General features: G+C 64.0%; 23 protein-coding genes. 7 read left to right on the top strand and 16 right to left on the bottom strand.

The window, feature by feature from the left end:
- Positions 1-53: 53 nt before the first annotated feature.
- From AC58X1_RS10045 to cbiE, 3 genes are read right to left on the bottom strand one after another with little or no spacing between them, the layout of a single operon-like run.
- Complete coding sequence (locus AC58X1_RS10045) at positions 54-773, bottom strand: cobalt-precorrin-6A reductase (protein ID WP_497428802.1); 720 nt, start codon at positions 771-773, stop codon at positions 54-56.
- On the bottom strand, positions 770-1,864 hold the full coding sequence (locus AC58X1_RS10040) for a cobalt-precorrin-5B (C(1))-methyltransferase (RefSeq protein WP_259074338.1): 1,095 nt from the start codon (positions 1,862-1,864) through the stop codon (positions 770-772). Before AC58X1_RS10040 ends, AC58X1_RS10045 begins: the two co-directional genes overlap by 4 nt.
- On the bottom strand, positions 1,857-3,068 hold the full coding sequence (cbiE, locus tag AC58X1_RS10035; protein ID WP_188035248.1) for a precorrin-6y C5,15-methyltransferase (decarboxylating) subunit CbiE: 1,212 nt from the start codon (positions 3,066-3,068) through the stop codon (positions 1,857-1,859). Before cbiE ends, AC58X1_RS10040 begins: the two co-directional genes overlap by 8 nt.
- Positions 3,069-3,199: 131 nt before the next feature.
- On the opposite strand from cbiE, the gene cobG reads away from it, so the two are divergent.
- From cobG to AC58X1_RS10000, 7 genes are all read left to right on the top strand, one after another.
- Positions 3,200-4,531: a precorrin-3B synthase gene (gene cobG / locus AC58X1_RS10030; protein WP_497428801.1), complete on the top strand. Its 1,332-nt coding sequence runs from the start codon at positions 3,200-3,202 to the stop codon at positions 4,529-4,531.
- The gene (locus AC58X1_RS10025) at positions 4,524-5,150 is read left to right on the top strand and encodes a precorrin-8X methylmutase (protein ID WP_401181227.1); all 627 of its coding nucleotides are present in this window, start codon (positions 4,524-4,526) and stop codon (positions 5,148-5,150) included. The genes cobG and AC58X1_RS10025 overlap by 8 nt, the downstream gene beginning before the upstream one ends.
- The gene (locus AC58X1_RS10020; protein WP_101316055.1) at positions 5,147-5,881 is read left to right on the top strand and encodes a precorrin-2 C(20)-methyltransferase; all 735 of its coding nucleotides are present in this window, start codon (positions 5,147-5,149) and stop codon (positions 5,879-5,881) included. Before AC58X1_RS10025 ends, AC58X1_RS10020 begins: the two co-directional genes overlap by 4 nt.
- On the top strand, positions 5,869-7,575 hold the full coding sequence (gene cobJ, locus AC58X1_RS10015) for a precorrin-3B C(17)-methyltransferase (protein ID WP_497428800.1): 1,707 nt from the start codon (positions 5,869-5,871) through the stop codon (positions 7,573-7,575). The genes AC58X1_RS10020 and cobJ overlap by 13 nt, the downstream gene beginning before the upstream one ends.
- A 94-nt stretch (positions 7,576-7,669) precedes the next feature.
- Positions 7,670-8,359, top strand: coding sequence for a hypothetical protein (locus AC58X1_RS10010; RefSeq protein ID WP_259074332.1), 690 nt, complete (start codon positions 7,670-7,672; stop codon positions 8,357-8,359).
- 60 nt (positions 8,360-8,419) lie between these two features.
- Positions 8,420-9,103, top strand: a complete 684-nt coding sequence (locus tag AC58X1_RS10005; RefSeq protein WP_497428799.1) for a hypothetical protein — start codon at positions 8,420-8,422, stop codon at positions 9,101-9,103.
- A complete protein-coding gene (locus AC58X1_RS10000; protein WP_150573669.1) occupies positions 9,103-9,726 on the top strand; it encodes a hypothetical protein in 624 nt (207 codons plus the stop codon). Before AC58X1_RS10005 ends, AC58X1_RS10000 begins: the two co-directional genes overlap by 1 nt.
- On the opposite strand, the gene AC58X1_RS09995 is transcribed toward AC58X1_RS10000, so the two are convergent.
- From AC58X1_RS09995 to AC58X1_RS09935, 13 genes are all read right to left on the bottom strand, one after another.
- Positions 9,723-10,319 (bottom strand): MarC family protein, encoded by a 597-nt coding sequence (locus tag AC58X1_RS09995; protein WP_101316065.1) that lies wholly within the window; start codon positions 10,317-10,319, stop codon positions 9,723-9,725. The two genes, AC58X1_RS10000 and AC58X1_RS09995, sit on opposite strands and share 4 nt — an antisense overlap.
- A gap of 95 nt (positions 10,320-10,414) precedes the next feature.
- Positions 10,415-13,192, bottom strand: a complete 2,778-nt coding sequence (locus tag AC58X1_RS09990) for a hybrid sensor histidine kinase/response regulator (protein ID WP_188035254.1) — start codon at positions 13,190-13,192, stop codon at positions 10,415-10,417.
- Positions 13,193-13,331: 139 nt separating this feature from the next.
- On the bottom strand, positions 13,332-14,624 hold the full coding sequence (gene purD / locus AC58X1_RS09985) for a phosphoribosylamine--glycine ligase (RefSeq protein WP_150571361.1): 1,293 nt from the start codon (positions 14,622-14,624) through the stop codon (positions 13,332-13,334).
- Between the two features lie 172 nt (positions 14,625-14,796).
- Positions 14,797-16,404 carry a bifunctional phosphoribosylaminoimidazolecarboxamide formyltransferase/IMP cyclohydrolase gene (gene purH / locus AC58X1_RS09980; RefSeq protein WP_101322931.1) on the bottom strand — a complete coding sequence of 536 codons (1,608 nt, stop codon included), beginning with the start codon at positions 16,402-16,404 and terminating at the stop codon, positions 14,797-14,799.
- A gap of 79 nt (positions 16,405-16,483) precedes the next feature.
- A complete protein-coding gene (gene fis / locus AC58X1_RS09975; protein WP_101316071.1) occupies positions 16,484-16,804 on the bottom strand; it encodes a DNA-binding transcriptional regulator Fis in 321 nt (106 codons plus the stop codon).
- On the bottom strand, positions 16,801-17,814 hold the full coding sequence (gene dusB, locus AC58X1_RS09970) for a tRNA dihydrouridine synthase DusB (protein WP_101316073.1): 1,014 nt from the start codon (positions 17,812-17,814) through the stop codon (positions 16,801-16,803). Before dusB ends, fis begins: the two co-directional genes overlap by 4 nt.
- A 173-nt stretch (positions 17,815-17,987) precedes the next feature.
- Complete coding sequence (locus AC58X1_RS09965) at positions 17,988-19,349, bottom strand: DUF3426 domain-containing protein (protein ID WP_497428798.1); 1,362 nt, start codon at positions 19,347-19,349, stop codon at positions 17,988-17,990.
- 28 nt (positions 19,350-19,377) lie between these two features.
- A complete protein-coding gene (gene prmA, locus AC58X1_RS09960; protein ID WP_103435904.1) occupies positions 19,378-20,271 on the bottom strand; it encodes a 50S ribosomal protein L11 methyltransferase in 894 nt (297 codons plus the stop codon).
- A 165-nt stretch (positions 20,272-20,436) separates the two neighbouring features.
- On the bottom strand, positions 20,437-21,792 hold the full coding sequence (gene accC, locus AC58X1_RS09955; protein ID WP_101316079.1) for an acetyl-CoA carboxylase biotin carboxylase subunit: 1,356 nt from the start codon (positions 21,790-21,792) through the stop codon (positions 20,437-20,439).
- Positions 21,793-21,809: 17 nt separating this feature from the next.
- A complete protein-coding gene (accB, locus tag AC58X1_RS09950) occupies positions 21,810-22,268 on the bottom strand; it encodes an acetyl-CoA carboxylase biotin carboxyl carrier protein (protein WP_103435906.1) in 459 nt (152 codons plus the stop codon).
- A 100-nt stretch (positions 22,269-22,368) separates the two neighbouring features.
- Entirely contained in the window at positions 22,369-22,821 is a 453-nt protein-coding gene (gene aroQ / locus AC58X1_RS09945; protein ID WP_101316084.1) for a type II 3-dehydroquinate dehydratase, read from the bottom strand.
- A 178-nt stretch (positions 22,822-22,999) separates the two neighbouring features.
- On the bottom strand, positions 23,000-24,769 hold the full coding sequence (locus AC58X1_RS09940; protein ID WP_497428797.1) for a protein-disulfide reductase DsbD: 1,770 nt from the start codon (positions 24,767-24,769) through the stop codon (positions 23,000-23,002).
- Between the two features lie 78 nt (positions 24,770-24,847).
- Positions 24,848-25,627: a methyl-accepting chemotaxis protein gene (locus AC58X1_RS09935; RefSeq protein ID WP_401181838.1), complete on the bottom strand. Its 780-nt coding sequence runs from the start codon at positions 25,625-25,627 to the stop codon at positions 24,848-24,850.
- Between the last annotated feature and the right edge of the window lie 695 nt (positions 25,628-26,322).

The following is a 26,322-nucleotide window of genomic DNA, read 5'->3' as shown; positions in this document are numbered from 1 at the left end:
AAGCTGTGCAGGAAATCTCTCTACCAGCCTGCCCGCTGGCGCCAGCAGCGCGATCAAAGCCCCAGCGCGGCCAGCAAGGTGTCTACCTGAGCAAACTCACGATCCACTGTCGGCAGTCGTGGGCGCTTGAGCACCAGCACCGGTATGCCCAGCTCGCGGGCGACCTCAAGCTTGGGCTCGGTGGCGACGCTGCCGCTGTTCTTGCTGACCAGCACGTCGATCTGGCGGCGGGCGAACAATGCGTGCTCATCCGCCAGCGCGAACGGCCCGCGGGCGGCGATGACTTCGCAGCGGTCATTGCCCGGGTAGCTGTCGAGGGCACGCAAGGTCCAGAACTGCTGCTCGGGTATTTCGTGCAGATGAGCCAGGGGCTCGCGGCCCAGCGTGAACAGTGGCCGGGCAAACGGCGAGAGGGCCGTGACCAGCTCGGCCCAGTCCGCCACCTCACGCCAGTCATCTCCCGGCTGGGGCTGCCAGGCCGGGCGGCGCAGTGCCCAGCAGGCCACACCGGCACTGCGCGCAGCCTGCGCGGCATTGGCGCTGATCTGCGCCGCGTAGGGATGGGTCGCGTCGATCAGCAAGCTGATGCCGGCTTCGCGCAGGTACTGCGCCAGGCCCTCGGCGCCACCATAGCCGCCGACCCGTAGCTGGCAGGGCAGATCCTGCGGCACGCGGCCGACGCCGGCCAGACTGTAGACATGCTGCGGGCCCAGCCGCCGGGCAATGGCCAAGGCTTCGGTAATACCGCCAAGCAGCAGAATCCGCTCGCTCATTGCACACCCGCCCGGCCGACGATGCCGCCCTGGCGGTCGATGGCAAACACCTCGACCTGCACCTGCGCCGGCACCACGCTGCAGGCAAAGGCGCGGGCATGGGCACACACTGCGTCGCCCAGCGCGATGCCTGCGGCATGCGCCAGGGCCAGCGCCTGCTGGCTGGTATTGGCGGCGATGATCGCCTGCTGCAGCGACTGATCGGCGCCCAGCGCTTGAGCCCAACCGGCCAACTGCGGCAGGTCGATACTGGAATGACGGCTGTGCAGGTCCATGTTGCCCGCAGCCAGCTTGCTGATCTTGCCGAAACCGCCGCACAGGCTCAGGCGCGCCATCGGCACCTTGCGCAGGTGCTTGAGCACCGCGCCGACAAAGTCGCCCATCTCGATCAGGGCGATTTCCGGAAGGTTGTAGACTCGGCGCATGGTGTCTTCGCTGGCATTGCCGGTGCAGGCAGCGACGTGCGTGTAGCCGTTGCTGTGGGCGACATCGATGCCTTGCTGGATCGAGGCGATGTAGGCCGCGCAGGAGAACGGCCGGACGATACCGCTGGTGCCGAGAATCGACAGCCCGCCGAGAATGCCCAGGCGTGGGTTCATGGTTTTCAGGGCCAACTGATCACCGTCACGCACGTTCACCGTGACCTCGAAGCCGCCGCTGTAGCCACAGTCGTTGGCCAGTTGCTGCAGGTGCTCGCTGATCATCCGCCGCGGTACCGGGTTGATGGCCGGCTCGCCGACCGCCAGCACCAGTCCGGGCCGGGTTACGGTGCCGACACCGACACCCGCGACAAAACGCACGCCGGGCGTGGCGAGCAGGCGCACCTGGCTGTAGAGCAGGGCGCCGTGGGTCACGTCGGGGTCGTCGCCGGCGTCCTTCAAGGTGCCGGCCTCGGCGCAGTCGCCGTTACGCCTGCAGAACTCCAGGCGCATCTGCACGACCTTGCCCTTGGGCAGGGTGATGTGCACCGCGTCGGCGTCGACACCGCTCAGCAGCAGGCGCGCGGCGGCGAGGCTGGTTGCCGTGGCGCAGCTGCCGGTGGTCAGGCCGCTGCGCAGGGGCGCGGGTTGTTCGCGGGTTTCTTCACGCATCCAGGGCTTTCACTACGTCGAGCAAGGTGATCGGCAAGGCCTGGCGCCAAGTGTCGAAGTTGCCCAGCGGTTGCGTGTGGGCAATGTGGATGCGGGTCAGCTCGCCGCCGTGCGCTTCGCGAAACTGGGCAAGGGCCATTTCGCTTTGCAGGGTGACGGCATTGGCTACCAGCCGGCCACCGGGGCGCAGGCGCTCCCAGCACAGGCCGAGCATGCCTTCGCCGGTGACGCCGCCACCAATGAAGATGGCGTCGGGCCGCTCCAGTTCGGCCAGCGCCTGCGGGGCCTTGCCGCGGATCAGGCGCAGCCCCGGCACGCCAAGCGCGTCGCGGTTGTGCTCGATCAACGCTTGCCGGCCTGCATCGGCTTCGATCGCCAGGGTACGGCAGCTGGGGTGGGCGCGCATCCACTCGATGCCGATCGAACCACAGCCGGCGCCGACATCCCACAACAGCGCGCCGGGTTGCGGTGCCAGGCGGGCGAGGGTGATCGCGCGAACATCGCGCTTGGTCAGCTGGCCGTCGTGTTCGAAGGCCGAGTCCGGTAAACCGGCAGCAGGTGACAAGCGCGGTGTGTCCGCTGCAGCCTGGCATTCGATGGCGACCACATTCAACGCAGCCAGCTGACTGTGTGGCCAGTCTTCGGCCGTGCCTTGCACATGACGTTCCTGCGGCCCGCCAAGGTGTTCGAACACCTGCAAGCGGCTCGGGCCGAAGCCTTTGTCGCGCAGCAGCGCAGCGATCTGTGCCGGGCTGTCGCCATCGTTGCTCAGCACCAGCAGGCGCAAGCCGGTGTAGCAGTAGGCGTTGAGTGCGGCCAGCGGGCGGGCGACCAGCGACACGATCTGCACCTCCTGCAGTGGCCAGCCCAGGCGCGCAGCGGCCAGGGCGCAGGACGATGGCGCCGACAGAACCCGCAACTGCTCGGCTGGCACCTGCCGCGCCAGGCTGGCGCCGACGCCGAAGAACATCGGGTCGCCGCTGGCCAGTACGCATACCGGCTCGCCGCGCAGCGCCAGCACCGGTTCCAGGCTGAACGGGCTCGACCAGGGCAGTTGCTCGGCGCTGACACAGTGCGGCAACAGCGCCAGCTGGCGCGGGCTGCCGAAGATCCGCGAAGCCGCCAGCAGGGCACGCCGGGCAGGTTTGCCCAGGCCGCTGAAACCGTCTTCACCGATACCTACAACTGTCAGCCAGGGGGCCATCTGCTTCCTCATCAAGCTTGAGTGGGCCACAACGGCCGCAAATTCACACGATCTTCGACCGCCGGTTTTTCATGCCGTCGAGCAAAGCAGGCATAATACCGCGCCTTCTACACTCAAGCGCACTTTGACGATTGCCGGATGCCTTCTTGAACCCGCCCCTTGACCCTGCCGTTTCGCCCCGCCCCTCGGCCTGCCCGGGGTTGTGGCGCATCGTCGCCGCCCGCGATGGCGGCATCTGCCGGATCAAGCTGGCGGGTGGCCTGCTGCTGGCCGATCAGGCCGACGCTGTGGCCGAGGCTGCCGAGCGCTTTGCCGGCGGTGTGATCGAGGCTACCAACCGGGGCAATCTGCAGATTCGCGGGGTCGGCGCGCAGCACGCCGCGCTGATCGAGCATTTGCTGGCGGCTGGCCTTGGCCCGCGCCAGGCGGCTGGCGACGATGTCCGCAACCTGATGCTGAGCCCGCTGGCCGGGCGCGATCCGGCCATGCTGCTGGATACCCGGCCGCTGGCCAGGCAGATCCTCGAGATGCTCGAAAGCACGCCGCATCTGCATCAACTTTCGGCCAAGTTTGCCGTGCAGTTGGATGGCGGTGAGCACCTGGCCATGCTCGAACACCCGCATGACCTGTGGCTGTCGCCGCTGCAACTGGAACAGCAGACCTGGCTGGCCTTCGGTCTGGCCGGTTGCCCAGGCACCGATCAGCCGCTGGGCGCGGTGCCGTTGGGCGCTGGGCTGGCGCTGACCCGGGCGGTGATGGAGCGCTTTCTCGAGCTGGCCAGTGCCGAGCAGTCGCGCATGCGCCAGTTGCTGCAGACCTGCCCGGTCGAGCATTTCATCGAAGGCCTCGGCATCGAGCTGCGACGCGACCCGCCAGTGCTCCAATGGCGACGGGCCAAGGCCTGCGCCAACTGGCTCGGGCCGCTGGCGCAAGCCCAGGGCACTGCGCTTGGCGTTGCCCCACCGCTGGGCCGCTTGACCCCGGCGATGCTGCGTGGCGCCGCCCAGGTAGCGCGCGTCAGTGGTGACGGTGAATTGCACCTGAGTCCCTGGCAGAGCCTGGTGTTGAGCAGCATCGCACCAAGTCAATTGCAGGCCGCCCAGGCCCAGTTGCAGGCGTTCGGCCTGGTCTGCTCCAGCCGCGAGCCACTGGCACGAGTGACCGCCTGCAGCGGCGCCAGCGGTTGTGCCAAGGCACTGGCCGAGACCAAGGCCGATGCCGTCCAGCTCGCCGCGCTGATTGCGCCCGGCGCACCGGCCAGCGTGCACCTCAGCGGCTGCCCGCGCTCCTGCGCTGTGGCCCATGTCGCCCCGGCGACCTTGCTGGCCCGTTCGCCGGGCCGCTACGACCTTTATTTGCGTGACGCGCAGCAGCCCGGCTTTGGTGCCCTGCGCGCGACCGACCTTACCTTGAAAGCAGCAGGCGCCATGCTCGACCTGCCCACGGAGCACCTTGATGATTGACTACATTCGCGATGGTCAGGAGATCTATCGCAATTCCTTCCGGATCATCCGCGATGAGGCCCGCCTGGAGCGGATTCCTGCCGATCTGGAAAAGCTCGCGGTGCGGGTGATTCACGCCTGCGGCATGGTCGAGGCAATCGATGGTCTGCAGTTCTCCGCAGGTGCCGGCGCTGCCGGGCGCGCAGCGCTGGCCAAAGGCGCGCCGATCCTGTGTGACGCGCACATGGTTGCCGAAGGCATCACCCGTGCGCGGCTGCCAGCCAACAACCAAGTGATCTGCACCCTGCGCGATCCAAGTGTGCCGGCACTGGCCAAGGAGCAGGGCAACACCCGTTCGGCAGTGGCCCTGGAGCTGTGGCGCGAACACCTGGAAGGCAGCGTGGTGGTGATCGGCAATGCACCGACGGCGCTGTTCTACCTGCTTGAGATGATCGACGCGGGCGCGCCGAAACCGGCGCTGATTCTCGGCTTCCCGGTGGGCTTCGTCGGCGCGGCCGAGTCCAAGGCGATGCTCGCCGCCGACAGCCGTGGCGTGCCGTTCGTGATCATGCAGGGCCGTCTGGGCGGTAGCGCAATGGCCGCCGCCGCCGTCAACGCGCTGGCCACGGAGGTCGAATGATGACGCCACGCGGACGACTGCTTGGCCTCGGCGTTGGCCCTGGCGACCCGGAACTGATCACCGTCAAGGCCTTGCGCCTGCTGCGCGAGGCGCCGGTGGTGGCTTACTTTGTGGCCAAGGGTAAGCGCGGCAACGCCTTCGGCATCATCGAAGCGCATTTGCAGGCGCAGCAGACCTTGCTGCCACTGGTGTATCCGGTCACTACCGAAGCGCTGCCTGCGCCGCTGTCCTACGAACAGGTCATCAGTGATTTCTACGATGAGGCCGGCGAGCAAGTGGCCGCGCATCTGGACGCCGGGCGTGATGTAGCGGTGATCTGCGAAGGTGATCCGTTCTTCTACGGATCGTACATGTACCTGCATGACCGCCTCGCGCAGCGCTATGACGCCGAGGTGATTCCTGGTGTCTGTTCGATGCTCGGTGGCGCCTCGGTGCTCGGCGCGCCGCTGGTCTACCGCAACCAGACCCTGACCGTATTGTCCGGTGTGTTGCCTGCCGAAGAGCTCAAGCGGCGGCTGGCCGACGCCGATGCGGCGGTGATCATGAAACTGGGGCGCAACTTCCCCAAGGTGCGCCAGGTGCTGGCCGAGTTGGGCCTGGACCAGCGCGCGCTGTACGTTGAGCGTGCGACCATGGCCAATCAGAAAATCGTTGCGCTGGACGCGGTCGATCCGCAGTCTTCGCCCTACTTTTCGCTGATCATCGTGCCGGGTGAAAAATGGCAGGGCTGAACCTACGCAAAGCGCCGGCCATCATCATCCTCGGCCAGGCCAGCCTGGCTACTGCGCAGCGCCTCCAGCAACTGTATCCCGAGGCCAGCATCCATGGCCTGAATGGCCGGGTCGCGGGCGCCGACAGTGGCTATGAGTCATTTGGCAGCACCATGCGCGAGCTGTATCTGCAAGACACGCCGATCATTGCCCTGTGCGCCGCTGGCATCGTCATCCGCAGCCTGGCCAGCGTGCTCAGCGACAAGGATGTCGAGCCACCGGTACTGGTGGTCGCCGAAGATGGCAGTGCCGTGGTGCCGTTGCTCGGCGGCCTCGGCGGGGTCAACGTGATGGCGCGCGAGATCGGCGCGGCGTTGTCGGTCGCTGCCGCGATCACCACGAGTGGTGAACTGCGTTTCGGCACCTGCCTGCTCAATCCGCCGGTTGGCTATGCCTTGGCAGACCTGGAGCAGGGCAAGCGCTTTGTCTCCGACCTGCTGGCCGGTCAGAGCGTGCGTATCGAGGGTGATGCGCCGTGGCTTACGCAGGCGCAACTGCCCGCCGATGCGGCAGCGCAACGAACCATTCACGTGGGCTGCGAAGCGCGCCCCGCCAGCCGTGACGAACTGCTGATCCATCCACGTTCGGTGCTGGTCGCCGTCAGTGCCGAGTCTGCCGAGCTTGCCGAACACGTGCGCGCGGCCCTGCGCGCGGCCAATATTGCCGAGCCAGCGCTGGCGTGCCTGCTTGCCAGTGACCAGCACATGGCCCTGCCGGGCCTGCACCAGGCGGCGCAGCAACTCGGTGTCGCACTGCGCTTTGCCGCGCCGGCAGTGAGCCTGGCCGAGATGGTCGAACAGAGCGTGCCTGGCGCCCGCTTGAGTGAACACTCGGGGTTGTTGGTGGCAGTTGCCAGCGCGCCCATCGACCCTGCCCAGGTCGGTCGCGGTCGTGGCCGGCTGGCAGTGATCGGCCTCGGCCCCGGCGCCGCCGAACTGATGGTGCCTGCAGTCAAGCGCGAACTGAGCCTGGCCGAGGATGTGCTCGGTTACGAAACCTACGTGCGTATGGCTGGCCCGTTCCGCCCGGATCAGGTGCTGCACAACACCGACAACCGCGAGGAGATGCAGCGCGCCCGGCATGCCTTTGAGCTGGCCGCACAGGGCCGTTCGGTCGTGGTGGTGTCGTCGGGTGATCCCGGCGTGTTCGCCATGGCCGCCGCCGTGCTCGAGGCCTTGCACGAGTCGACCGACCCGGCCTGGCATCAGGTCGATCTGCAGATCCTCCCAGGCGTATCGGCATCGTTGGCGACCGCTGCTCAGGCCGGCGCGCCGCTGGGGCATGACTTCTGCGTGATGTCGCTGTCGGACAACCTCAAACCCTGGTCGATCATCGAGACACGCCTGGACCTTGCCGCCCAGGCTGATCTGGTGCTGGCGTTCTATAACCCGATTTCGAAAGCCAGACCCTGGCAATTGGGTGTAGCGCTGGACGTCGTGCGCCGTCATCGCTCAGGCGCTACGCCGGTAGTCCTTGGTCGCGATATTGGCAGGCCAGGGCAGACGCTGCGCGTAGTCACACTGGCCGAACTGCTGCCAGAAATGGTCGACATGCGCACCATGGTGCTGGTCGGGTCTTCGACAACCTGCACATTGCCGCGTGCCGACGGTGGCACCTGGGTCTACACCCCGCGGTGGTACCCAGCGGCCAACTGAGGTGTTGAGGAAATCCTTCAGCGCTCCTTCCCCGAAGGCCTGCGCATAGGGTGGTAATCCCTGAATCACAGGGGCTACCACCAAGGATTTATTCATGTCTGACAGCAACGATATTGCGAGCACCAACACCGCCGTCCTGGTCCAGGATTCACTGCTCGCCTGCGGTGCCGGGATGACCCAGCAAAGCCGTAACGACGTCAAGAATGCCTTCCACTTCGCCACATTGGTGGCCGATAAACTGTATGACCCACAAATTCAAAGTAAGGCCTGGTACGACCAGTTTCTGAAGGCCATGCAGGATTGCGGGTTTGTCGCCGCGCGCCGCAGTTTCGAACTCGAAACGGCATCTTCGGTAACGGTTACCGTCGGCGCAGTGGTGTTTCGCGTGATGTCCGCTGCCGGTGCTGCTGCGCTGGGCGGGCCTGTTGGTGAGGCGTTTAGCAAGCTGGCCCAGAAAGCGATCGACAAGCTCGGTTCGATCGATAGCGAAAAGCGCATCTTCATCAGCGATCGAAAGAATAAGCGCAGCGGCATGGTCGGGCTGGGTGCGTGCATGGAAACGCCTGAAGGTGAGGTGGTGCTGGTGATGAGCTGCGTCAACGCCGCAGCGCCCGAGTCCAACACTGACCTGCTCGGCGTGGAATGGAACATTACTTCCTCGGAGTACTACGCCGGCAGCGCGGTGTTGTCGTTCAACCGAATGATCTACGACCGCGTACGTGAGCACATCGAGACCAAGCTCGGCGTGCGCAGTGTTGAAGACATTCTCGAGTACGAGATCTGAGCAGGCTGACGGCGACATGCTTCGCCGTCATTCCAACGACTTGCAGGCAGCAGGCATCCCATGCAAATACAGAATCACGCCCTGGTGCTGGTCGCCGGGACAGTGTTGTTGATTGATCCACAGATCAGCCCATCGCAGCGTCAGGCAGCCATTGATAGCACGCTCTACGCGCAGCTGGTCGCGAACAAGCGTGCGGGCAATCGCTTTACCGAGCCGGCCACCTGGGACCGCGCTTATCGAGCAGTGTATGCAGAGCTGGGCTGGCTCGTGACCAGTCAGGCGCACGATGAGCAGAGTGTTCCGGGCGTCGCCGGGCTGGCCATCTCTCCAGCGCTTCAAGCGTGGTTCGGGCAGGCAGGCATCGATGGCGGTCAGGTCTTGCGCAGCGTCTTCGAAAGCTTGCGCGAGCACCCAGATGGGCTGCGGCAGCTGCAAGGCTTCATCCGCTCGGACACTGCAGACGGGCATTTGGCAAAGCTGGAAATCGGCCTGATGGAGGCGGACATGCGTCTGCATCTGTGCAGCCTGAGCTGGCAGTCCACGGCCGCTGTCGAGGCAGCCGAGCCGCCCAGCCTGAGCGAAATCGAGACGTTGCCGGCGGAGGTCCAACTGCGCTGCCTCTCACTGCTGTGCGACGCGCAGTCCTTTGAAACAAAACGCAGCCAGTTACGCATGTTGATGGACAAGAAACAGCATGAACACGCCTATGTGCTCGAACTGCCCACGCAGAACAGGAGGATGTGATGGCAAATACCCAAGCAGCGGTAATCGGCTCGTCGATTGTGAGCTTCCTGCACGGTCTTGATGGACAGCAGTGCGACGCGGTAAAGACGGCGGTTGCCTTGGCCGAGCGCGCCACCCTGAGCGTGTTCAATGAGGGTCTGGTCGAGGACTGGTTGAGCTACTTTCGTAACCAGCTAAAGTTCATGGGGTGGGATGCGGTTGCGCCAGAGGACATACATTGGCCGACGGATCAACGGTCAAAGCTGGTGGACAAAGCGCTTCAGACCATTGCCGCCACGGCAGGTGAGCACTTTGCCGAGTCCACCGATCTTGCCCTGCGCCGGTTGATGGCCAGCCCGGCCACCCTGGGTACCTTCGAGCGACAGGCCGCCGAGCGACAATGCCTGCAATTTCTTCCTTGTTCGCCGGCCGGTAACGGTCGAGTCGACATGGTGCTGTACTTCGAGACTGACAAGAAGACTCGCTTCGCGACCGGCTTCATGGAGCGCAAGCGTAGCTACCATAAAGTCTCTGCCGAGCTGGTGCGGTTCAATGTCCGAGCATTCATGGACACGCACCTGCCCAAGGTTCTTGCCAGCACGGTAGAGCAGGCGCGACTGAGTATCCACGAATATCAGATCTAGTTAAGCAAGTAGCCCTTGATCCCGGTAAAGATGATCTGCGCAGCCAGGGCACAGACGAACAGCCCCATCAAGCGGCTGACGATCTGCAAGCCCTGGTCACCCAGGATTCGTTCGATACCGTGCGAGAGGTACAGCACCAGGCCGACAGTGAAACTGGCCAGAGCAATACTGACGATTGCCAGTAGCTTGTCATCCCAGTGCGGCTGGCTGACGCCCATCACCAGCAGCGCACCGATGGTGCCGGGGCCGACGGTCAGCGGGATGGTCAGCGGTACGATGGTTACGTCCTGCTGTACGTTGTCGCTCTGCACCGCCGGCTTGCCCTGGGCCATGCTCAGCGCAGAAATGAACAACACACTGCCGGCACCGATACGAAAGGCGTCGGCAGTGATGCCGAACACGCCGAAGATCACCCGGCCAAACAGGTACAACAGCACGCTGGCAATGAGCACGGCAATCGCCACGCGCCAGGCCAGTTGCTTGCGCTCCTTGCTGGAGTGGCCGCGGGTCAGGCTGATGAAGCAGGACAGCACGAAGAACGGGCTGTAGAGCACGAGCATCTTCAGGTAAACGCTGAACAACTCATGAAGCATGGCCAGGATCCATGGCGATGGGATTGGTGCGGCAAGTGTATCAGCCGCTCAGGGGGTGGGTTTGAGCTTTGCCCGGCTGCGCTCAGCGCTGCCGGTCATGATGCATCCACCTCAGCGGCTCTCGCCTCGCGCTGCCCGGCCCAGTACTGGACCAGTTCGCGCAGTTGCGACAGCTCGACCGGCTTGGCCATGTGGCCGTCCATACCGGCCAGGCGTGCACGTTCCTTGTGCTCGCTGAGGATGTGGGCGGTCAGCGCGACAACCGGCGTGCGCTGGCGCTGGTTGGCCGCCTCCCACTCGCGCAGGCGAATGGTCGCTGAGAATCCATCCAGCACGGGCATCTCGCAATCCATCAAGACCAGATCGTAGCGACGAGCCTGCATGGCCTGCAGGGCCTCCTCGCCATTGCTGGCGGTATCAGGTTCGAGGTTGAGCTTGCCGAGCATGCCGCGGATGACCTTGGTCGAAATGCTGTTGTCTTCGGCAACCAGCACGTGGAAGTCGGCTGGAACTTCCAGTGTCGCCGGCGGCACGCCGAGCGCTGTCGGCGGGCTGGCCTGCTCACGTCCGCGCTGCGCCAGCTCTTCAGCGAGGGTGGTTTTCAAGGTGTAGCCGGCCACCGGCTTGGCGAGGATGCGCTTGACCCCGGCGTTGCGCGCGATGACCTTGCTCGGGGCGTTGCTGATGCCGGTCAGCATCACCACCAGGATGTCGTGGTTGAGGCTTGGGTCTTCCTTGATCTTGGCTGCCAGTTGCATGCCGGTCATGCCGGGCATGTTCTGGTCGAGCAGGACCGCGTCGAAATAGTCGCGCAGGTGCGCCTTGGTGCGCAGCAGGGCGAGCGCCTCCTTGCCCGACGGCACGGCGCTGACATTCATCCCCCAGGCACTGCATTGCTGCACCAGGACCTTGCGACAGGTGTCGTTATCGTCGACCACCAGTACTCGTGCGTCGCGCAGCGGGCCGTCCAGGTCGGCCGGTGGCTGCTCCAGACGCGACGGGTCGAGCGGCAGGGTCAACCACAGCGTGTTACCCATGTTGCTGCTGCTCTTGATGCCGAATTCGCCCTGCATCAGGCCAATCAATTGTTTGGCGATCACCAGCCCGAGATGGCCACCGAGCTTGTTGCTGGAAAGAAACTGATGGCTGTGTAGCTCGGCCTGCAGCAAGGCTTCGCGCTCGGCCGGTGGCATGGCACTGCCGCTGTCTTGGACGGCAATGCGCAAACGCGGCAGCTCGCCGCGTTGATCCAGTGCCACCACCAGCAGAATTTCCCCCTGCTCGGTATTTTTCAGCGCGTTTTCCAGCAGGCTGGAAAGGGCCTGACGCAAGCGCGTTGGGTCGCCGCTGATGACCCGCGGGACTTGCGGTTGGGTAAAGCTGATCAGCTCGATGTTGCGTTGTTCGGCCTTGGCCCGAAAGATATTCAGGCAATCTTCGATCAAGGCGTTGAGGTCGAACTGCACATCGTCCAGCTCGATCTGCCGCGACTCCAGCTTGGAGATGTCGAGGATCTCGTTGATCAAGGTCAGCAGCTCGTTGCCGGCGCTGTGGATGGTCTGCACGTAGTCGCGCTGCTTGACCGACAGCGGCGTGCCCAGCAACAGCTCGGTCATGCCCAGCACGCCGTTCATCGGTGTGCGGATTTCATGGCTGATCTTGGCCAGGAACTCGGCCTTGGCGTTGAGCTCGGCGTCGCTGGCTGCCAGCGCGCGGCTGGCACGGAAGCGGTCCTCATTGATGCGTCGCAAGCGTTCACTCACTGCCAGGTTGAGCAGCAGGCCGCTGCTTACCGTCAGTGCCAGCAGAATGCACAGCAACCATGGCGTCGGCGTGCGGGTCAGGCCGAGCAACGCTGGCAGCAACACCAGCCCGCCGAGGTTGTACACCAGCATCGCCAAGGCGAACAAACGTGCCGGGCTGTAGCCCTTGTACCAGTGATAGCTGCTGACCAGCAGCATGCTTGCGCTGCCAATCGCGAGCAGGGCGTAGGTCATCAGGTTGAGCGGCAGGGTGTCGACGAACAGCAGGATCAGGCTACTGACACCAACCAACAGCATCTCGCCCTGCAACAGCCGATTCAGCCGCGGCGAATTGCCGGTACTGAAAAAGTGCTGGGTGAAGTACAGACCGGCCAGCCCGGCCATGACCAGGGTCAGGTAGGCGGCAGGCGTTTGCGCACTGTGCCAGACGTGCCACCAGGGCCCGCTGAGGTTGAGCAGGATCAGCGCGCTGAGCAGCATCAGGCCGTGGTAAAGGGCAAGAATCAGGGTGGTGCTCGAGCGCACGTAGAGGAAGCGAATCACGTTGTGCAGGATCAGCATGACCAGACCGCCGAACAACAGGCCGAACAACAGCAGCAAGTGTTGGTCGCCCGCAGCCTCGGCAGCAGACAGCAGGCTGATGGCTGGGCGCAGTTGGTGTTCCGAGACCAGGTGCAGGTAGACGTCCAGTGGCTGGCTGCTGTTGGGTAAAGTCAGCAAGTGGTCACTGCCGAGCAGGGTCGGCTCGCTGCCGGTGTTGGCCTGCGGACCATGGTGGCGCTGGCGCAGCAGTTTGTCACCGTTGAGCACGTACAGATCGAGGCGGGACAGGTCGGGAGCGAAGATACGCAGCAGGCGTTGCTGGTCATCCGGTTCCAGCCGGTAGTGCAGCCAGAGCGCTTGATCAGGCTCGGCAGCCTCCAGCTCGTTGAGCTGGAGGGGACTGAATTGGTTGCGGTAGCGTTCGGAGCGTACGTCGCTCAGTTGCAGGTTGGCCTGTTCATCGAGCAGCAGCGACCAGCCACCACCTTGCTCGGCCGAGGCCGGCGGCAGGCAGAGCAGGGTCAGCAAGCTGACGAACAGGGCAAGGGCAATCCGAAGCCGACGCAAGACGAGATCCTTTCTTAGCGGGTGTGGCGAAGCACAACTATGCGCGGCGGGTGAAGGCGAACGCAAGGCCCATCGGCATCCTGTCGACGAGCCGAAGGCCGTGCACCAAAGGGCGTCACGGCCATTCGCCAAAGCGCTGTTACTGCGCTTCACCACGCTCGCGGGCAATGGCCCGGTAGCCGATGTCGGTGCGGTAGAAGCTACCGTCCCAGCTGACTTCCTTGGCCAGGCGGTAAGCCTGTTCCTGGGCCTGGGCGACGGTCTGACCGAGGGCAGTGGCGCACAGCACGCGGCCGCCGTTGGTCACGACCTGGCCGTCCTGCAGCGCAGTGCCGGCATGGAAGACCTTGCCTTCCAGCTTGGCCGCAGCGCCGAGACCGTGAATGGTAGCGCCCTTGGCGTAGTCGGCCGGGTAACCGCCGGCAGCCAGCACGACACCCAGGCTTGGCCGCGGGTCCCATTGTGCTTCGACCTTGTTCAAGGCCTTGGCGAAGGCGGCTTCGATCAACAGCACCAGGCTCGACTCCAGGCGCAGCATGACTGGCTGGGTTTCCGGGTCGCCGAAGCGGCAGTTGAACTCGATCACCTTGGGGTTGCCGGCCTTGTCGATCATCAGCCCGGCGTACAGGAAGCCGGTGTAGACGTTGCCTTCGGCGGCCATGCCGCGCACGGTCGGCCAGATCACCTGGTCCATCACCCGCTGGTGCACTTCGGCGGTAACCACCGGGGCTGGCGAGTAGGCGCCCATGCCGCCGGTGTTCGGCCCGCTGTCGCCGTCGCCGACGCGCTTGTGGTCCTGGCTGGTCGCCATCGGCAGCACGTTTTCACCGTCGACCATGACGATGAAGCTGGCTTCTTCGCCGTCGAGAAACTCTTCGATGACGACCCGCGAACCTGCATCACCAAAGGCGTTACCGGCGAGCATGTCGCGCACGGCGTCTTCGGCTTCCTGCAAGGTCATGGCAACGATCACGCCTTTGCCCGCAGCAAGGCCGTCGGCCTTGATCACGATCGGCGCGCCGACCTTTTGCAGGTAGGCCAGGGCTGGCTCGACTTCGGTGAAGTTCTGGTAATCCGCGGTAGGGATCTGGTGACGGGCCAGGAAGTCCTTGGTGAATGCCTTGGAGCCTTCAAGCTGGGCAGCGCCCTTGGTTGGGCCAAAGCAGTCGAGCTTGCGGCTGCGGAACAGGTCGACGACGCCGGCAACCAGTGGCGCTTCCGGGCCGACGATGGTCAGGTCGACGTTCTGCTCGGCGAAATCGGCCAACTGCTCCAGAGCGGTCACCTGGATGTCGACGTTCTCGCATTTGGCTTCGGTGGCGGTGCCAGCGTTGCCTGGGGCGACGAAGACTTTTTCGACACGTGGGTCCTGGGCAACTTTCCAGGCCAGGGCGTGTTCACGGCCGCCGTTGCCGATGATCAAAACTTTCATGTCTAAAACCTCGAAAACTGTTTAGCCCAGACGCCTCTTTGTAGGGGCGGCCTTGTGTCGCGAAAGGGTCGAGGAGCGACCCCAAAATTGGCGATGATGCACTAATCCTGGGCCCGCTGTGCGGGCCTTTCGCGACACAAGGCCGCTCCTACAAGAGCGCGGTCGGCAGAAATTAGTGGCGGAAGTGGCGCATGCCGGTGAACACCATGGCGATGCCGGCTTCGTCGGCAGCAGCGATCACTTCAGCATCGCGCATCGAACCACCTGGCTGGATCACTGCAGTGATGCCGGCCTTGGCAGCGTTGTCGATACCGTCGCGGAACGGGAAGAACGCGTCCGAGGCCATGACCGCACCTTGCACCTGCAGGCCAGCATGCTCGGCTTTGATTGCAGCAATGCGTGCCGAGTTGACGCGGCTCATCTGGCCAGCACCGACACCGATGGTCTGGCGCTGCTTGGCGTAGACGATAGCGTTGGACTTGACGAACTTGGCAACTTTCCAGGCGAAGATCAGGTCGTGAATTTCCTGCTCGCTCGGCGCGCGCTGGGTAACGATCTTCAGATCGTCGGCGCTGATCATGCCGATATCGCGGCTCTGCACCAGCAGGCCACCGTTGACCCGCTTGAAGTCCCAGCCAGCGCTGCGCTCGGCTGGCCACTCGCCGCACTCGAGCAGACGCACGTTCTGCTTGGCGGCTACTACGTCACGGGCAGCCTGGGAGATCTTCGGCGCAATGATCACTTCAACGAACTGGCGCTCGACGATGGCCTTGGCAGTCTCGCCGTCCAGTTCGCGGTTGAAGGCGATGATGCCGCCAAAGGCCGACTCGGTGTCGGTGGCGTAGGCCAGTTCGTAGGCCTGACGAATGCCGCCTTCGTTTTCCGGAACCACGGCAACGCCGCACGGGTTGGCGTGCTTGACGATCACGCAGGCCGGCTTGACGAAGCTCTTGACGCACTCGAGGGCGGCATCGGTGTCGGCCACGTTGTTGAACGACAGCTCTTTGCCCTGCAGCTGGGTGGCGGTAGAGATGCTCGCTTCGCCCTTGTTCGCTTCAACGTAGAACGCCGCGTTCTGGTGCGGGTTCTCGCCGTAGCGCATTTCCTGGGCTTTGACGAACTGGCTGTTGAAGGTGCGCGGGAACAGGCTGCGGTCGGAAGTCGACAGGGTCTCGGCAGCCTGGTTCACGGTGCCCATGTAGTTGGCGATCATACCGTCGTAGGCGGCGGTGTGCTCGAACGCCTTGAGCATCAGGTCGAAGCGCTGAGCGTAGGTCAGGCCACCGGCCTTGAGGCTTTCGAGGACCTGGCCGTAGTCACCGGCGTTGACCACGATAGCCACGTCCTTGTGGTTCTTGGCTGCCGAGCGAACCATGGTCGGGCCGCCGATATCGATGTTCTCGATTGCGGTCGGCAGGTCGCAGCCAGGCTTGGCGATGGTGGCTTCGAACGGGTACAGGTTGACTGCCACCAGGTCGATTGGCTTGATGCCGTGCTCGTTCATGATCGCGTCGTCGGTGCCGCGACGACCGAGGATGCCACCGTGGATTTTTGGATGCAGGGTCTTCACCCGGCCGTCCATCATTTCAGCGAAGCCGGTGTAGTCGGCCACTTCCACCGCGTCGACGCCATTGTCCTTGAGCAGCTTGTAGGTACCACCGGTGGACAGGATCTCGACGCCGAGCTGTTGCAGCTCGCGAGCGAATTCGAGGATCCCGGTCTTGTCGGAGACGCTGATCAGGGCGCGGCGGATCGGCAGGCGGGTAGTCTGGTCGGTCATTTCGGATTCCATAACGCGGTGGAGTCAGCAAAAAAGGCGCCTCCTGCGGGAGCCGCCTTTTCTGATTGGGATTCTGGCCTTAGAGCAAATCGTACTGCTTGAGCTTCTTGCGCAGGGTGCCACGGTTGAGTCCGAGCATCTCGCTGGCTTTGGTCTGGTTGCCCTTGACGTAATTCATCACACTTTCGAGCAGCGGCGCCTCGACCTCCGAGAGCACCAGGTTGTACACGTCCGTGACGGAGGCGCCTTCGAGGTGGGCGAAGTAGTTGTGCAGCGCCTTCTCGACGCTGTCGCGCAGGGTCTGGCCCTCCTCGCTCGGCGTATTCAGGTGCTGCTTGAGGTTGGCGTTGTCGCTCACGGGCGTTGTTCCACTCACTAAAGTCTCGGTCATCATCGTCATGCGGCCACCCCTTGTTCGTCCTTTGTTTCAAGGCTCTGTCGGCATTCGGAGAAAAACTCGCGAACGTTGGCGCATTGCGCGTGTGTCTCATCCAAAGCGTTGAACCGGGAGCGGAACTCCTTGCCGCCGGGTCGGGTTGCCAGGTACCAGCCAACGTGCTTTCGGGCGATACGTACGCCCATTACATCGCCGTAGAAGGCATGCAGCGCGGCCAGGTGCTCCAGCAAAATGCGTTCAACTTCGTCCAGCCCTGGCGCCGGCAGGTATTCACCGGTCTGCAGGTAATGCTCGATCTCGCGGAAGATCCACGGCCGGCCTTGGGCCGCACGGCCAATCAGCAGGCCGTCGGCACCGGTGGCGTGCAGCACCGCCCGGGCTTTTTCTGGCGAGGTGATATCGCCATTGGCAAAGACCGGGATCGACACTGCCTGCTTGATCGCAGCAATGGTGTCGTACTCGGCTTCACCGGTGTACAGGTCGGCACGTGTGCGGCCATGCACCGCAAGCGCCTGGATGCCGGCCTGTTCGGCAATTTTTGCCACGTTCAGGCCGTTCTTGCTCGAACGGTCCCAGCCGGTACGTATCTTCAGGGTCACCGGGACATCCACTGCGCCAATGACGGCGTCGAGGATCTCGCTGACCAGCACTTCATCTCTCAATAAAGCAGAGCCTGCAGCTTTGTTGCAGACTTTTTTTGCCGGGCAACCCATGTTGATGTCGATGATCTGCGCGCCGGCCTCGACATTGGCCCGGGCCGCCGCCGCCATCATCTGTGCGTCACCCCCGGCGATCTGTACCGAGCGCGGCTCGGGATCACCTTCATGGATGCGGCGCAGACGTGACTTGCGGCTGTCCCACAGGCTCATGTCGCTGCTGACCATCTCCGACACCACCATGCCTGCGCCCAAGCGCTGGCAAAGCGTGCGGAAAGGCTGGTCCGTAACCCCGGCCATAGGCGCAAGGATCAGGTTGTTGCGAAGCGTATATGGGCCGATGCGTACCGCCGACATAGGTGTTCCCTGTTGTGGGGCCGAATCATTGAGGTCAAAAAGGGTGGGCATAATACCCGCTCTGGATGACTGGATAAAGGTCAATTTGGATAAAATCTGAACAGCTGCGGCCTTATGCCTCGCAGTTCTGGACAAGCTGCAGGCGCCGGTAAACCGGCGTCTGCAGGCAATTGTCACTCCGGCGAGCGGAAGCTCAGGCTGTAGTTGACGGCCTTGGGGCCCGGGTCGAGGATATCCAGGGCGATATGGATAGGCGTCTGGCTGGGCATTTCGCCGCGCCCGGCCAATTCACCGGAGAGGTACTCGCTGGGTTTGAAGCGACGACTGGCAATCGACTGGCCGTTGAGGTCGGCAAAGCGCAGTTCCAGCAATGGGAACGGTTGGGCAAACGGCGCGCGGTTGTAGATGATCGCGTCGACGATCAGGGCGCCCTTGAAGTCCGGATGGCTGCGCACCACCAGGTTGCTGCTCTTGATCCGGGCAATGTCGACCCGGGTCGGCACCTTGCAGCCCAGCGTCGGGCACAGTTGCTGGAACCACGGCCGGTACTGGTCCTGGCGGGCCATTTCGTCGAAGTGGAACCACACGTACTGAAAGGCCAGCAAGCCGGCGGCAAGCAGGGTCAGCGTGCCCCACAGCAAGCGCTTGCCCCAGTTGACCTGGGGCTTTTGCCAGTCCAGCTGGAGCGGGTCGTCGACCACATCGATCAGCGGCTCCTTGCGCCGGTTGGCGCGGCTGTTCAGGCCCGGTTCGATACGCTCATCGAGCGGCTGCTCGAGTTCATCGTCGTGGGCGTCCAGCGCTGACAGGTTTTCCTTGCGGCGGCCATCATCGAACGCCGACAGGCCGCTTACTACCGTGTCATGGTCGTCGTCGGCGGCCAGAAACTCGCGGCTCAGCGCTTCGGCTGCGGTCAACGGCGCGCCCAGCGTGGGCTGCTGGCGGCTGGGTTGATCGTCCGGGTCAAGCACCAGGCCAATGCTTGGCTCGGTGCGCTCGCGGGGCGATGGCTCGTGCTCAAAGGCTTCCTGCTCAAACGGCTCTTGCTCAAGCGCTTCGGGCTCGATCAGTGGCGGCTCGAGGACCAGCGGTGAAGGCTCGCTCAGAGGCTCGTCGGTGGCGTTACCGAACGGGCGGCCGACGTCTTCGTCCGGGTCGTGCACCTCGCGCACTGCCTGCAGGGCATCGCTGCGCGCCTCGCTCTGGCCTTCGCTGGCCCGATCGCGACGCTCCAGATTGGCTAATGCCTGGTCCAGGTCGATTTCGTCAAAGGCCTGAGCGCTGGCCTGCCAGTCGTCCTGGCTCGGCGCCGGCCCAGCAGGCGCTGGTGCTTCGACCGGGGTAGCCAGCTCCGGCTGCGCAGGCGCCGTCTCGGCAGTGGCTACGCGGTTTTGCTCGAGCAGTTGCTTGGCGGCGTTGAACACTTGCAGGCACTGGCCGCAGCGAACCACCCCGCGGGCCACGCTCAATTGATGATGCGTGACGCGAAAGCTGGTCTGGCAATGCGGGCACTGGGTGACGAAACTGTCGGTCATGCGGCGATCCGGGGGGCTGTGCAGGTGATTATTTCAGGCCTGCCGAGCGACGGCGGCCACTGATGCGAACCCAGCCGTCGCGGACGACGATCGGGTCCAGGTCAAAGTCTGCAGCATAGGCGGCGGCGACTTCTTCACCCTGTTCGGCGAGGATCCCCGATAACGCCAGCAGGCCGCCCGGTCGTACCAGGCCCGACAACTGCGGCGCCAGCGAGACCAGCGGGCCAGCCAGAATGTTGGCCACCAGCACGTCGGCCTGCATCGCCGGCATGTCTTCAGGCAGGTACAGCGGGAAGCGCTCGGCTTCGATACCGTTGCGCCCGGCGTTGTCGCGCGAAGCTTCCAGCGCCTGCACATCGATATCGGTACCGACCGCTTCGCGCGCGCCCAGCAGCAGCGCAGCGATGGCCAGAATGCCCGAGCCACAGCCGAAGTCCAGTACCTGCACGTCAGCCAGTTGCTGGCCGTCGAGCCACTCCAGGCACAGCGCGGTAGTCGGGTGGGTGCCGGTGCCGAACGCCAGGCCCGGGTCGAGCAGCAGGTTGACTGCTTCCGGCTCAGGGGCTGCGTGCCAGCTTGGCACGATCCACAGACGCTGGCCAAAACGCATGGGCTGGAAGTTGTCCATCCAGCTGCGCTCCCAGTCCTGGTCTTCGATGACTTCAGCCTGGTGCTCGGGCAGCTCGGCGTTGGTCAGCAGGCGCAGGTGAGCGAATACCTGCTCAGGCTCAGCGTCGGCTTCGAACAGGGCCAGCAGGTGGGTGTGCGACCACAGTGGCGTGGTGTTGAGGTCCGGCTCGAAGATCGGCTGGTCTTCGGCGTCCATGAAGGTTACCGAGACAGCGCCTACTTCGAGCAGGGCATCTTCGTAGGTTTCGGCTTGTTCCGGGCTGATGGCCAGACGTACTTGCAGCCAGGGCATGGCGGGTACCTTAAAAAATCTGTGGGGGCAGCGACTGGGCTGCGCGAAGTAGGGCAGTTTACTTCAGTGTGTGCGGTTTGTGCGCGTGGCGAGGCAAGCGAGGCACGAGCGGCAATAAAAAACCCCGGCACAGGGCCGGGGTTTGTTCAGCGCATCACTTCAAGATCAATCCTGGTTGGCCAGTTTGTGCTCGAGGTAATGGATGTTGACGCCACCTTTGCAGAAACCTTCATCACGCACCAGGTCGCGGTGCAGCGGGATGTTGGTCTTGATACCGTCGACCACGATTTCGTCGAGGGCATTGCGCATGCGCGCCATGGCTTCGTCGCGATCCTTGCCGTAGGTGATCAGCTTGCCGATCAGCGAGTCATAGTTCGGCGGAACCGAATAGCCGCTGTACAGGTGCGAATCGACCCGCACGCCATTGCCGCCTGGAGCATGGAAGTGCTTGACGGTGCCTGGGCTCGGGATGAACTTGCGCGGGTCTTCAGCGTTGATCCGGCATTCCAGCGAGTGGCCGCGGATCACCACGTCATCCTGAGTGAACGACAGCTTGTTGCCAGCGGCGATGCTGAGCATCTCCTTGACGATGTCGATACCAGTGACCATTTCCGAAACCGGGTGCTCGACCTGAACACGGGTGTTCATTTCGATGAAGTAGAAGCGGCCGTTCTCGTAGAGGAACTCGAACGTGCCGGCACCACGGTAACCGATGTCGATGCACGCCTTGACACAGCGGGCGAAGACTTCCTGACGCGCTTGCTCGTCGATGCCCGGGGCCGGCGCTTCTTCGAGAACCTTCTGGTGACGGCGCTGCAGCGAGCAGTCACGGTCGCCGAGATGGATTGCCTGGCCCTGGCCGTCGGACAGCACCTGGACTTCCACGTGACGTGGGTTGGTCAGGAACTTCTCGAGGTAGACCATCGGGTTGCCGAACGCAGCACCGGCTTCGGTACGGGTCAGCTTGGCCGACGCGATCAGGTCTTCTTCATTGTGCACCACGCGCATGCCGCGACCACCGCCGCCGCCAGCGGCTTTGATGATCACCGGGTAGCCGACTTCACGGCCGATGCGCAGGGCTTCTTCTTCGTCTTCCGGCAGTGGGCCGTCGGAGCCTGGTACGGTCGGTACACCAGCTTCGATCATGGCTGCCTTGGCCGAAACCTTGTCGCCCATCAGGCGAATGGTGTCGGCTTTCGGGCCGATGAAGGCAAAGCCGGACTTCTCGACCTGCTCGGCGAAGTCAGCGTTCTCGGCGAGGAAGCCGTAGCCTGGGTGGATGGCGGTAGCGCCAGTCACTTCGGCGGCAGCGATGATCGCCGGGATGTGCAGGTAGGAATCCTTGGACGACGCAGGGCCGATGCAGACCGATTCGTCAGCCAGACCCAGGTGCATCAGCTCACGGTCAGCCGTGGAGTGCACAGCGACGGTCTTGATGCCGAGCTCTTTGCAGGCCCGCAGGATACGCAGGGCGATTTCGCCACGGTTGGCGATCAGGACTTTTTCCAGCTTCGCAGACATCGTTGGCTCTCCGAGGATCAAACGACGGTGAACAGCGGCTGGTCGAATTCAACCGGCTGACCGTCTTCCACCAGGATGGCGTCGATGACACCGCCGATTTCGGCTTCGATGTGGTTCATCATCTTCATCGCTTCGACGATGCACAGGGTGTCGCCTTTCTTGATGCTCTGCCCGACTTCAGCGAAGTTCGGCGAGGTCGGCGATGGCTTGCGATAGAAGGTACCGACCATTGGCGAACGGACCACGGTGCCTTTGAGCACTGGCGCGGCGTCGGCAGCAGGGGCGGCAGCGGCAACCGGAGCAGGCGCAGCTACTGGAGCGGCGGCCATCGGTTGTGGCGCGAAGTACTGCTGAGCAGCTGGGGTCTTGCTGTGACGGCTGATGCGAACGGACTCTTCGCCTTCCTTGATCTCCAGTTCGTCGATGCCGGACTCTTCCAGCAGTTCGATCAGCTTTTTGACTTTACGGATATCCATTAATCAGCAACTCCCAAGGTTCGGTCGGGGACGTAAATTGAAAACGTGTCGAAAACGTTTCTCTATGACCTCGGCCCGCAGGGGCCAAGGCCTTGTTTCATCAGGGCTGTGCGCTTGCAGCCAGCTGTTCCAGAGCTGCCTCCAGGGCCAGTCGATAACCGCTGGCGCCGAGACCGCAGATCACCCCTACCGCAACATCGGAGAAGTAGGAGTGATGCCGGAACGGTTCACGCTTGTGCACGTTGGACAGGTGCACTTCGATGAATGGGATGCTCACCGCCAGCAATGCGTCACGTAATGCGACGCTGGTGTGGGTGAAAGCAGCCGGATTGATCAGGATGAAATCGACGCCTTCGTCGCGCGCGGCGTGAATCCGATCGATCAGCTCATACTCGGCATTGCTCTGCAGGTACTGCAGATGGTGGCCTGCGGCACGGGCACGCTGCTCCAGATCCTGGTTGATCTGGGCGAGGGTGGCGGCACCGTAATGACCCGGCTCGCGGGTACCGAGCAGGTTGAGGTTGGGGCCGTGCAGCACCAGTAGGGTAGCCATCTGCGGGTTCCTTGGTCTTGTAGGGCAATACGACATGCGCGGCGACTATGCCGCAAAGCGAGTAGGTGTGTCCAGTTCCCGGCAATAGCCAGCACGTTGCCCGAGATTCGCGCAAAGTATGTGACCAGATGTTTAGATTTGGTCACCGCAGGCTGCGAACAGCGCAGTCAGCAGGAAGTTATAGCCCGAGTTGGCCGCGTACGCGCGTGAGGATCTGTGCAAAATCGCCGGCGTTTATTTCACCAACCACACGATCGCTGCTCATTTCGCTGCCGTTTGCGGCAAAGAACAGCAGTGCCGGCGGGCCGAACAAGCGATAGCGGTCGAGCAGGCTGCGCTGCTCGACATTGCTTTCGGTGATGTCGAAACGCAGCAGCTTGAAGGCGCCCAACTGCGCCTGCACCTGCGGTGCGCTGAGCACCTCATGTTCTATCACCTTGCAGCTGATGCACCAGTCGGCGTACCAGTCGAGCAGCACCGGTTGGCCGGCGGCCGAGGCCGCCGCCAAGGCTGCGTCGAGCGCCGCCGGAGTGGTGATGGTCTGCCAGGCGTCGGCGCTGACTGCGCCTGCAGCAGCGGCTGGAGCCGCGCTGGGCAGTGGCCGCAGTGGGTCACCCTGGCCGCTGAGGGCGCCGTACCAGCACGCCAGGGCGTACACCAGCAAGGCCAGGCCGGCCAATTGCGCGAGGCGCTCGCGTGGCGTTTTCACCACCAGCTCAAGGGCGCCGAGGAACAGCGCTACGCCCGCCGCGAGCAGGCCGATCAAGAGCAAAGTCAGCGGCCCGGGCAAAACCCGGCTGAGCAGGCCGATAGCCAGACCCAGCAACAGCACGCCGATGGCATTCTTGACGGTGTTCAGCCACGGCCCACTCTTCGGCAGCCAGGCCGCGCCGCCGGTGCCGATCAGCAGCAATGGCGCGCCCATGCCCAGGCCTAGGGCGAACAGTTTCAGCGCGCCGCCCAAAGCGTCACCACTGGCGCTGATGTACAGCAGGGCGCCGGCCAGTGGCGCCGACACACAGGGTGAAACCAGCAGGCTGGAGAGCACGCCGAGCACCGCGGCACCGAGCAGCGAGCCGCCCTGGGTGCGATTGGCCACGCGGTCCAGGCGATTGCTCAGGGCTTGCGGTAGCTTCAGCTCGAACAGGCCGAACATGGCCAGGGCAAACAGCACGAAGAACAGCGCAAACGGCACCAGCACCCAGGCCGATTGCAGCCGCGCCTGCAGGTTCAGCCCCGCGCCAAACACGCCCATCAGCGCGCCGAGGGTGGCGAAGCACACCGCCATCGGCAGTACATAGGCCAGCGACAGGCTGAAACCACGCCAGCCGCCGACCTGGCCGCGCAAGACCACACCCGACAGGATCGGCAGCATCGGCAGTACGCAGGGGGTGAAGGTCAGGCCGAGACCGGCGAGGAAGAACAGCAGCAACGCTTGCCAGTCCCAGCCGGGCGCGCTGCTTGGCGAGCTGGCTGCACCAGCCGCATCGATGGCAATCCTTGCGGTTTCCGGCGGATAGCACAGGCCTTTGTCGGCGCAGCCCTGGTAGCCCACCAGCAGGGTAAAGCCGCGGTTGTCAGCGGCAGGTCGCGGCACAACGATATCGAGCACGCCGTGATACACCTCGACATCACCAAAAAACTCGTCGTGCTTGGCCTCACCGGGCGGAATCTGCGCCGTGCCCAGAGCTATATCGGCAGGCTCGCTGCGGAACTGGAAGCGGTGGCGATAGAGGTAGTAACCGTCGCTGGCGACGAAACGCAGGGTGATGTTCTGCGCATCACTGCTGACCAGGCTCAACTTGAACGCTTCATGCACCGGCAGGAAGTCGCTGTTGTTACTCAGGGCAGAGGCACCGAGCGTGGCACTGGGGCGGTTGTCGAGCAGGCCAGCGGCGAAAGCCGGGCTGGCCAGCAGCAGAAACAGCAGGAAAAACAGGCGGCGCATGGCGGACTCGCGAGGTCGAACGTGGGCGCATGATAGCGGACTTGGCGGGCATTGGGGGCGCCCGCCCGGCGCCCTTGTTTAAACGCGGAATGCAGCCACTGCAGTGTTCAGCTCGCCGCCCAGCTTGAGCAATTGCTCGCCTTGTTCACGGCCTTCGCCGATGCGCTGCAGGTTGTCTTCGCCCAGTTGGTGAATGCGCTCGCTGTGGTCGCGGATGTCGCTCACGGCGCCGGTTTGTTGCGCCGTCACATCGGCGATACGCCCAGCGGTGTCGGCGATGGTGCGGATTGCCGTGACGATTTCATCCAGAGCGCCATCTGCCGTCTGCGCCTGGCTGGCGGTGGCCTCGGCATGCTCGAGCTGGGTGCGCATGCCATTCACCGAGTCGCGCGCGGCCAGTTGCAGGCGGTCGATCAGTGCCTGGATTTCGCCGGTAGCGCCAGTTGTGCGCTGCGCCAGCGAGCGCACCTCATCGGCGACCACGGCAAAGCCGCGGCCCATCTCGCCGGCGCGAGCCGCTTCGATTGCGGCGTTGAGCGCCAGCAGGTTGGTCTGTTCGGCAATCGAGCGAATCACCGTGAGCACACCGCCGATGGTCGCCGACTCCTGTGCCAGTTGTTCGATCATCTGCGCGTTGCCCTGGACTTCATCAACCAAGGTACGCAGCCCGGACAGGCTCTGGCCGATCACCCGCTGACCGTGCTCGACGGCACTGCCGGCCTCGCGACTGGCCTGGGCCGCAGCGCTGGCATCGCCTGCCACTTGCTGAATGGTCGCTTCCAGCTCGCCCAGGGCATCGCGGATCTGCGCGGTGTCACCGGCCTGGCGTTCGGCGCCTTGGTGCAGGCCGCTGCTCATGCCGGCCAGGGCATGACTGCTGCCAGCAACCTGCTCGGCGTTGGCGCGCAAGGTCGCCACCAGTTGCACCAGATACTGGCGCAGGTGGTTGAGCGAATCTTCGATGTCGTGCAGTTCGCGGTTGGTCTTGCCCAAGGAAATGGGCTGGGCAAAATCGCCCTCGGCCCAGCGTGACAGTGCTGGTGCAAGGCTGCCGAGGGTTCCCGCCAGGCGCCGCTGGAGGCTGTCGATGAGCAGCGCGATGAACAGAATCAAGACGATCATCACGCCCTGAATGATGCGCACCTCGGCGGCGATGCTGGCGTGTTGCGCGCGTACCTGCGGCTCCAGCCCGGCAATCGCTTGCTGCACCGCCTCGAGCCGCTCGCGGGTGCTGTTGGCCAGGGTTGCGCGCTGATCGATCTGTTCGCGGGTGCGCTGCAGTTCGGCGCGATAGCGGCTGAGCAGGCTCTGCAGATCGCGCTTGAGGGCCACGGCGACGTCTTCGCGCTGCTCGCTAGCCTGGCTTTGCAGGCCCATCAGCGCGGCGAAGTCGTCAGCGCCGGACTCGGCCGCGCGGGTCACACCCAGTAGCGGCAATGCTGCAATCTGCTCGGCCTGAACACGTACCTGCTGCAATTCGCGTTCGACTTCTTCAGCCAGCTCGGCGCGCCCACTGCTGACCAGCTTGTCGCGGGCCAGCGATAAACGGCCCA

It is taken from the genome of Pseudomonas sp. PGPR N4 (assembly GCF_059693665.1).
Note: the sequence above shows the minus strand (reverse complement) of the source record. Positions and strands in the feature narration are given on the sequence as shown.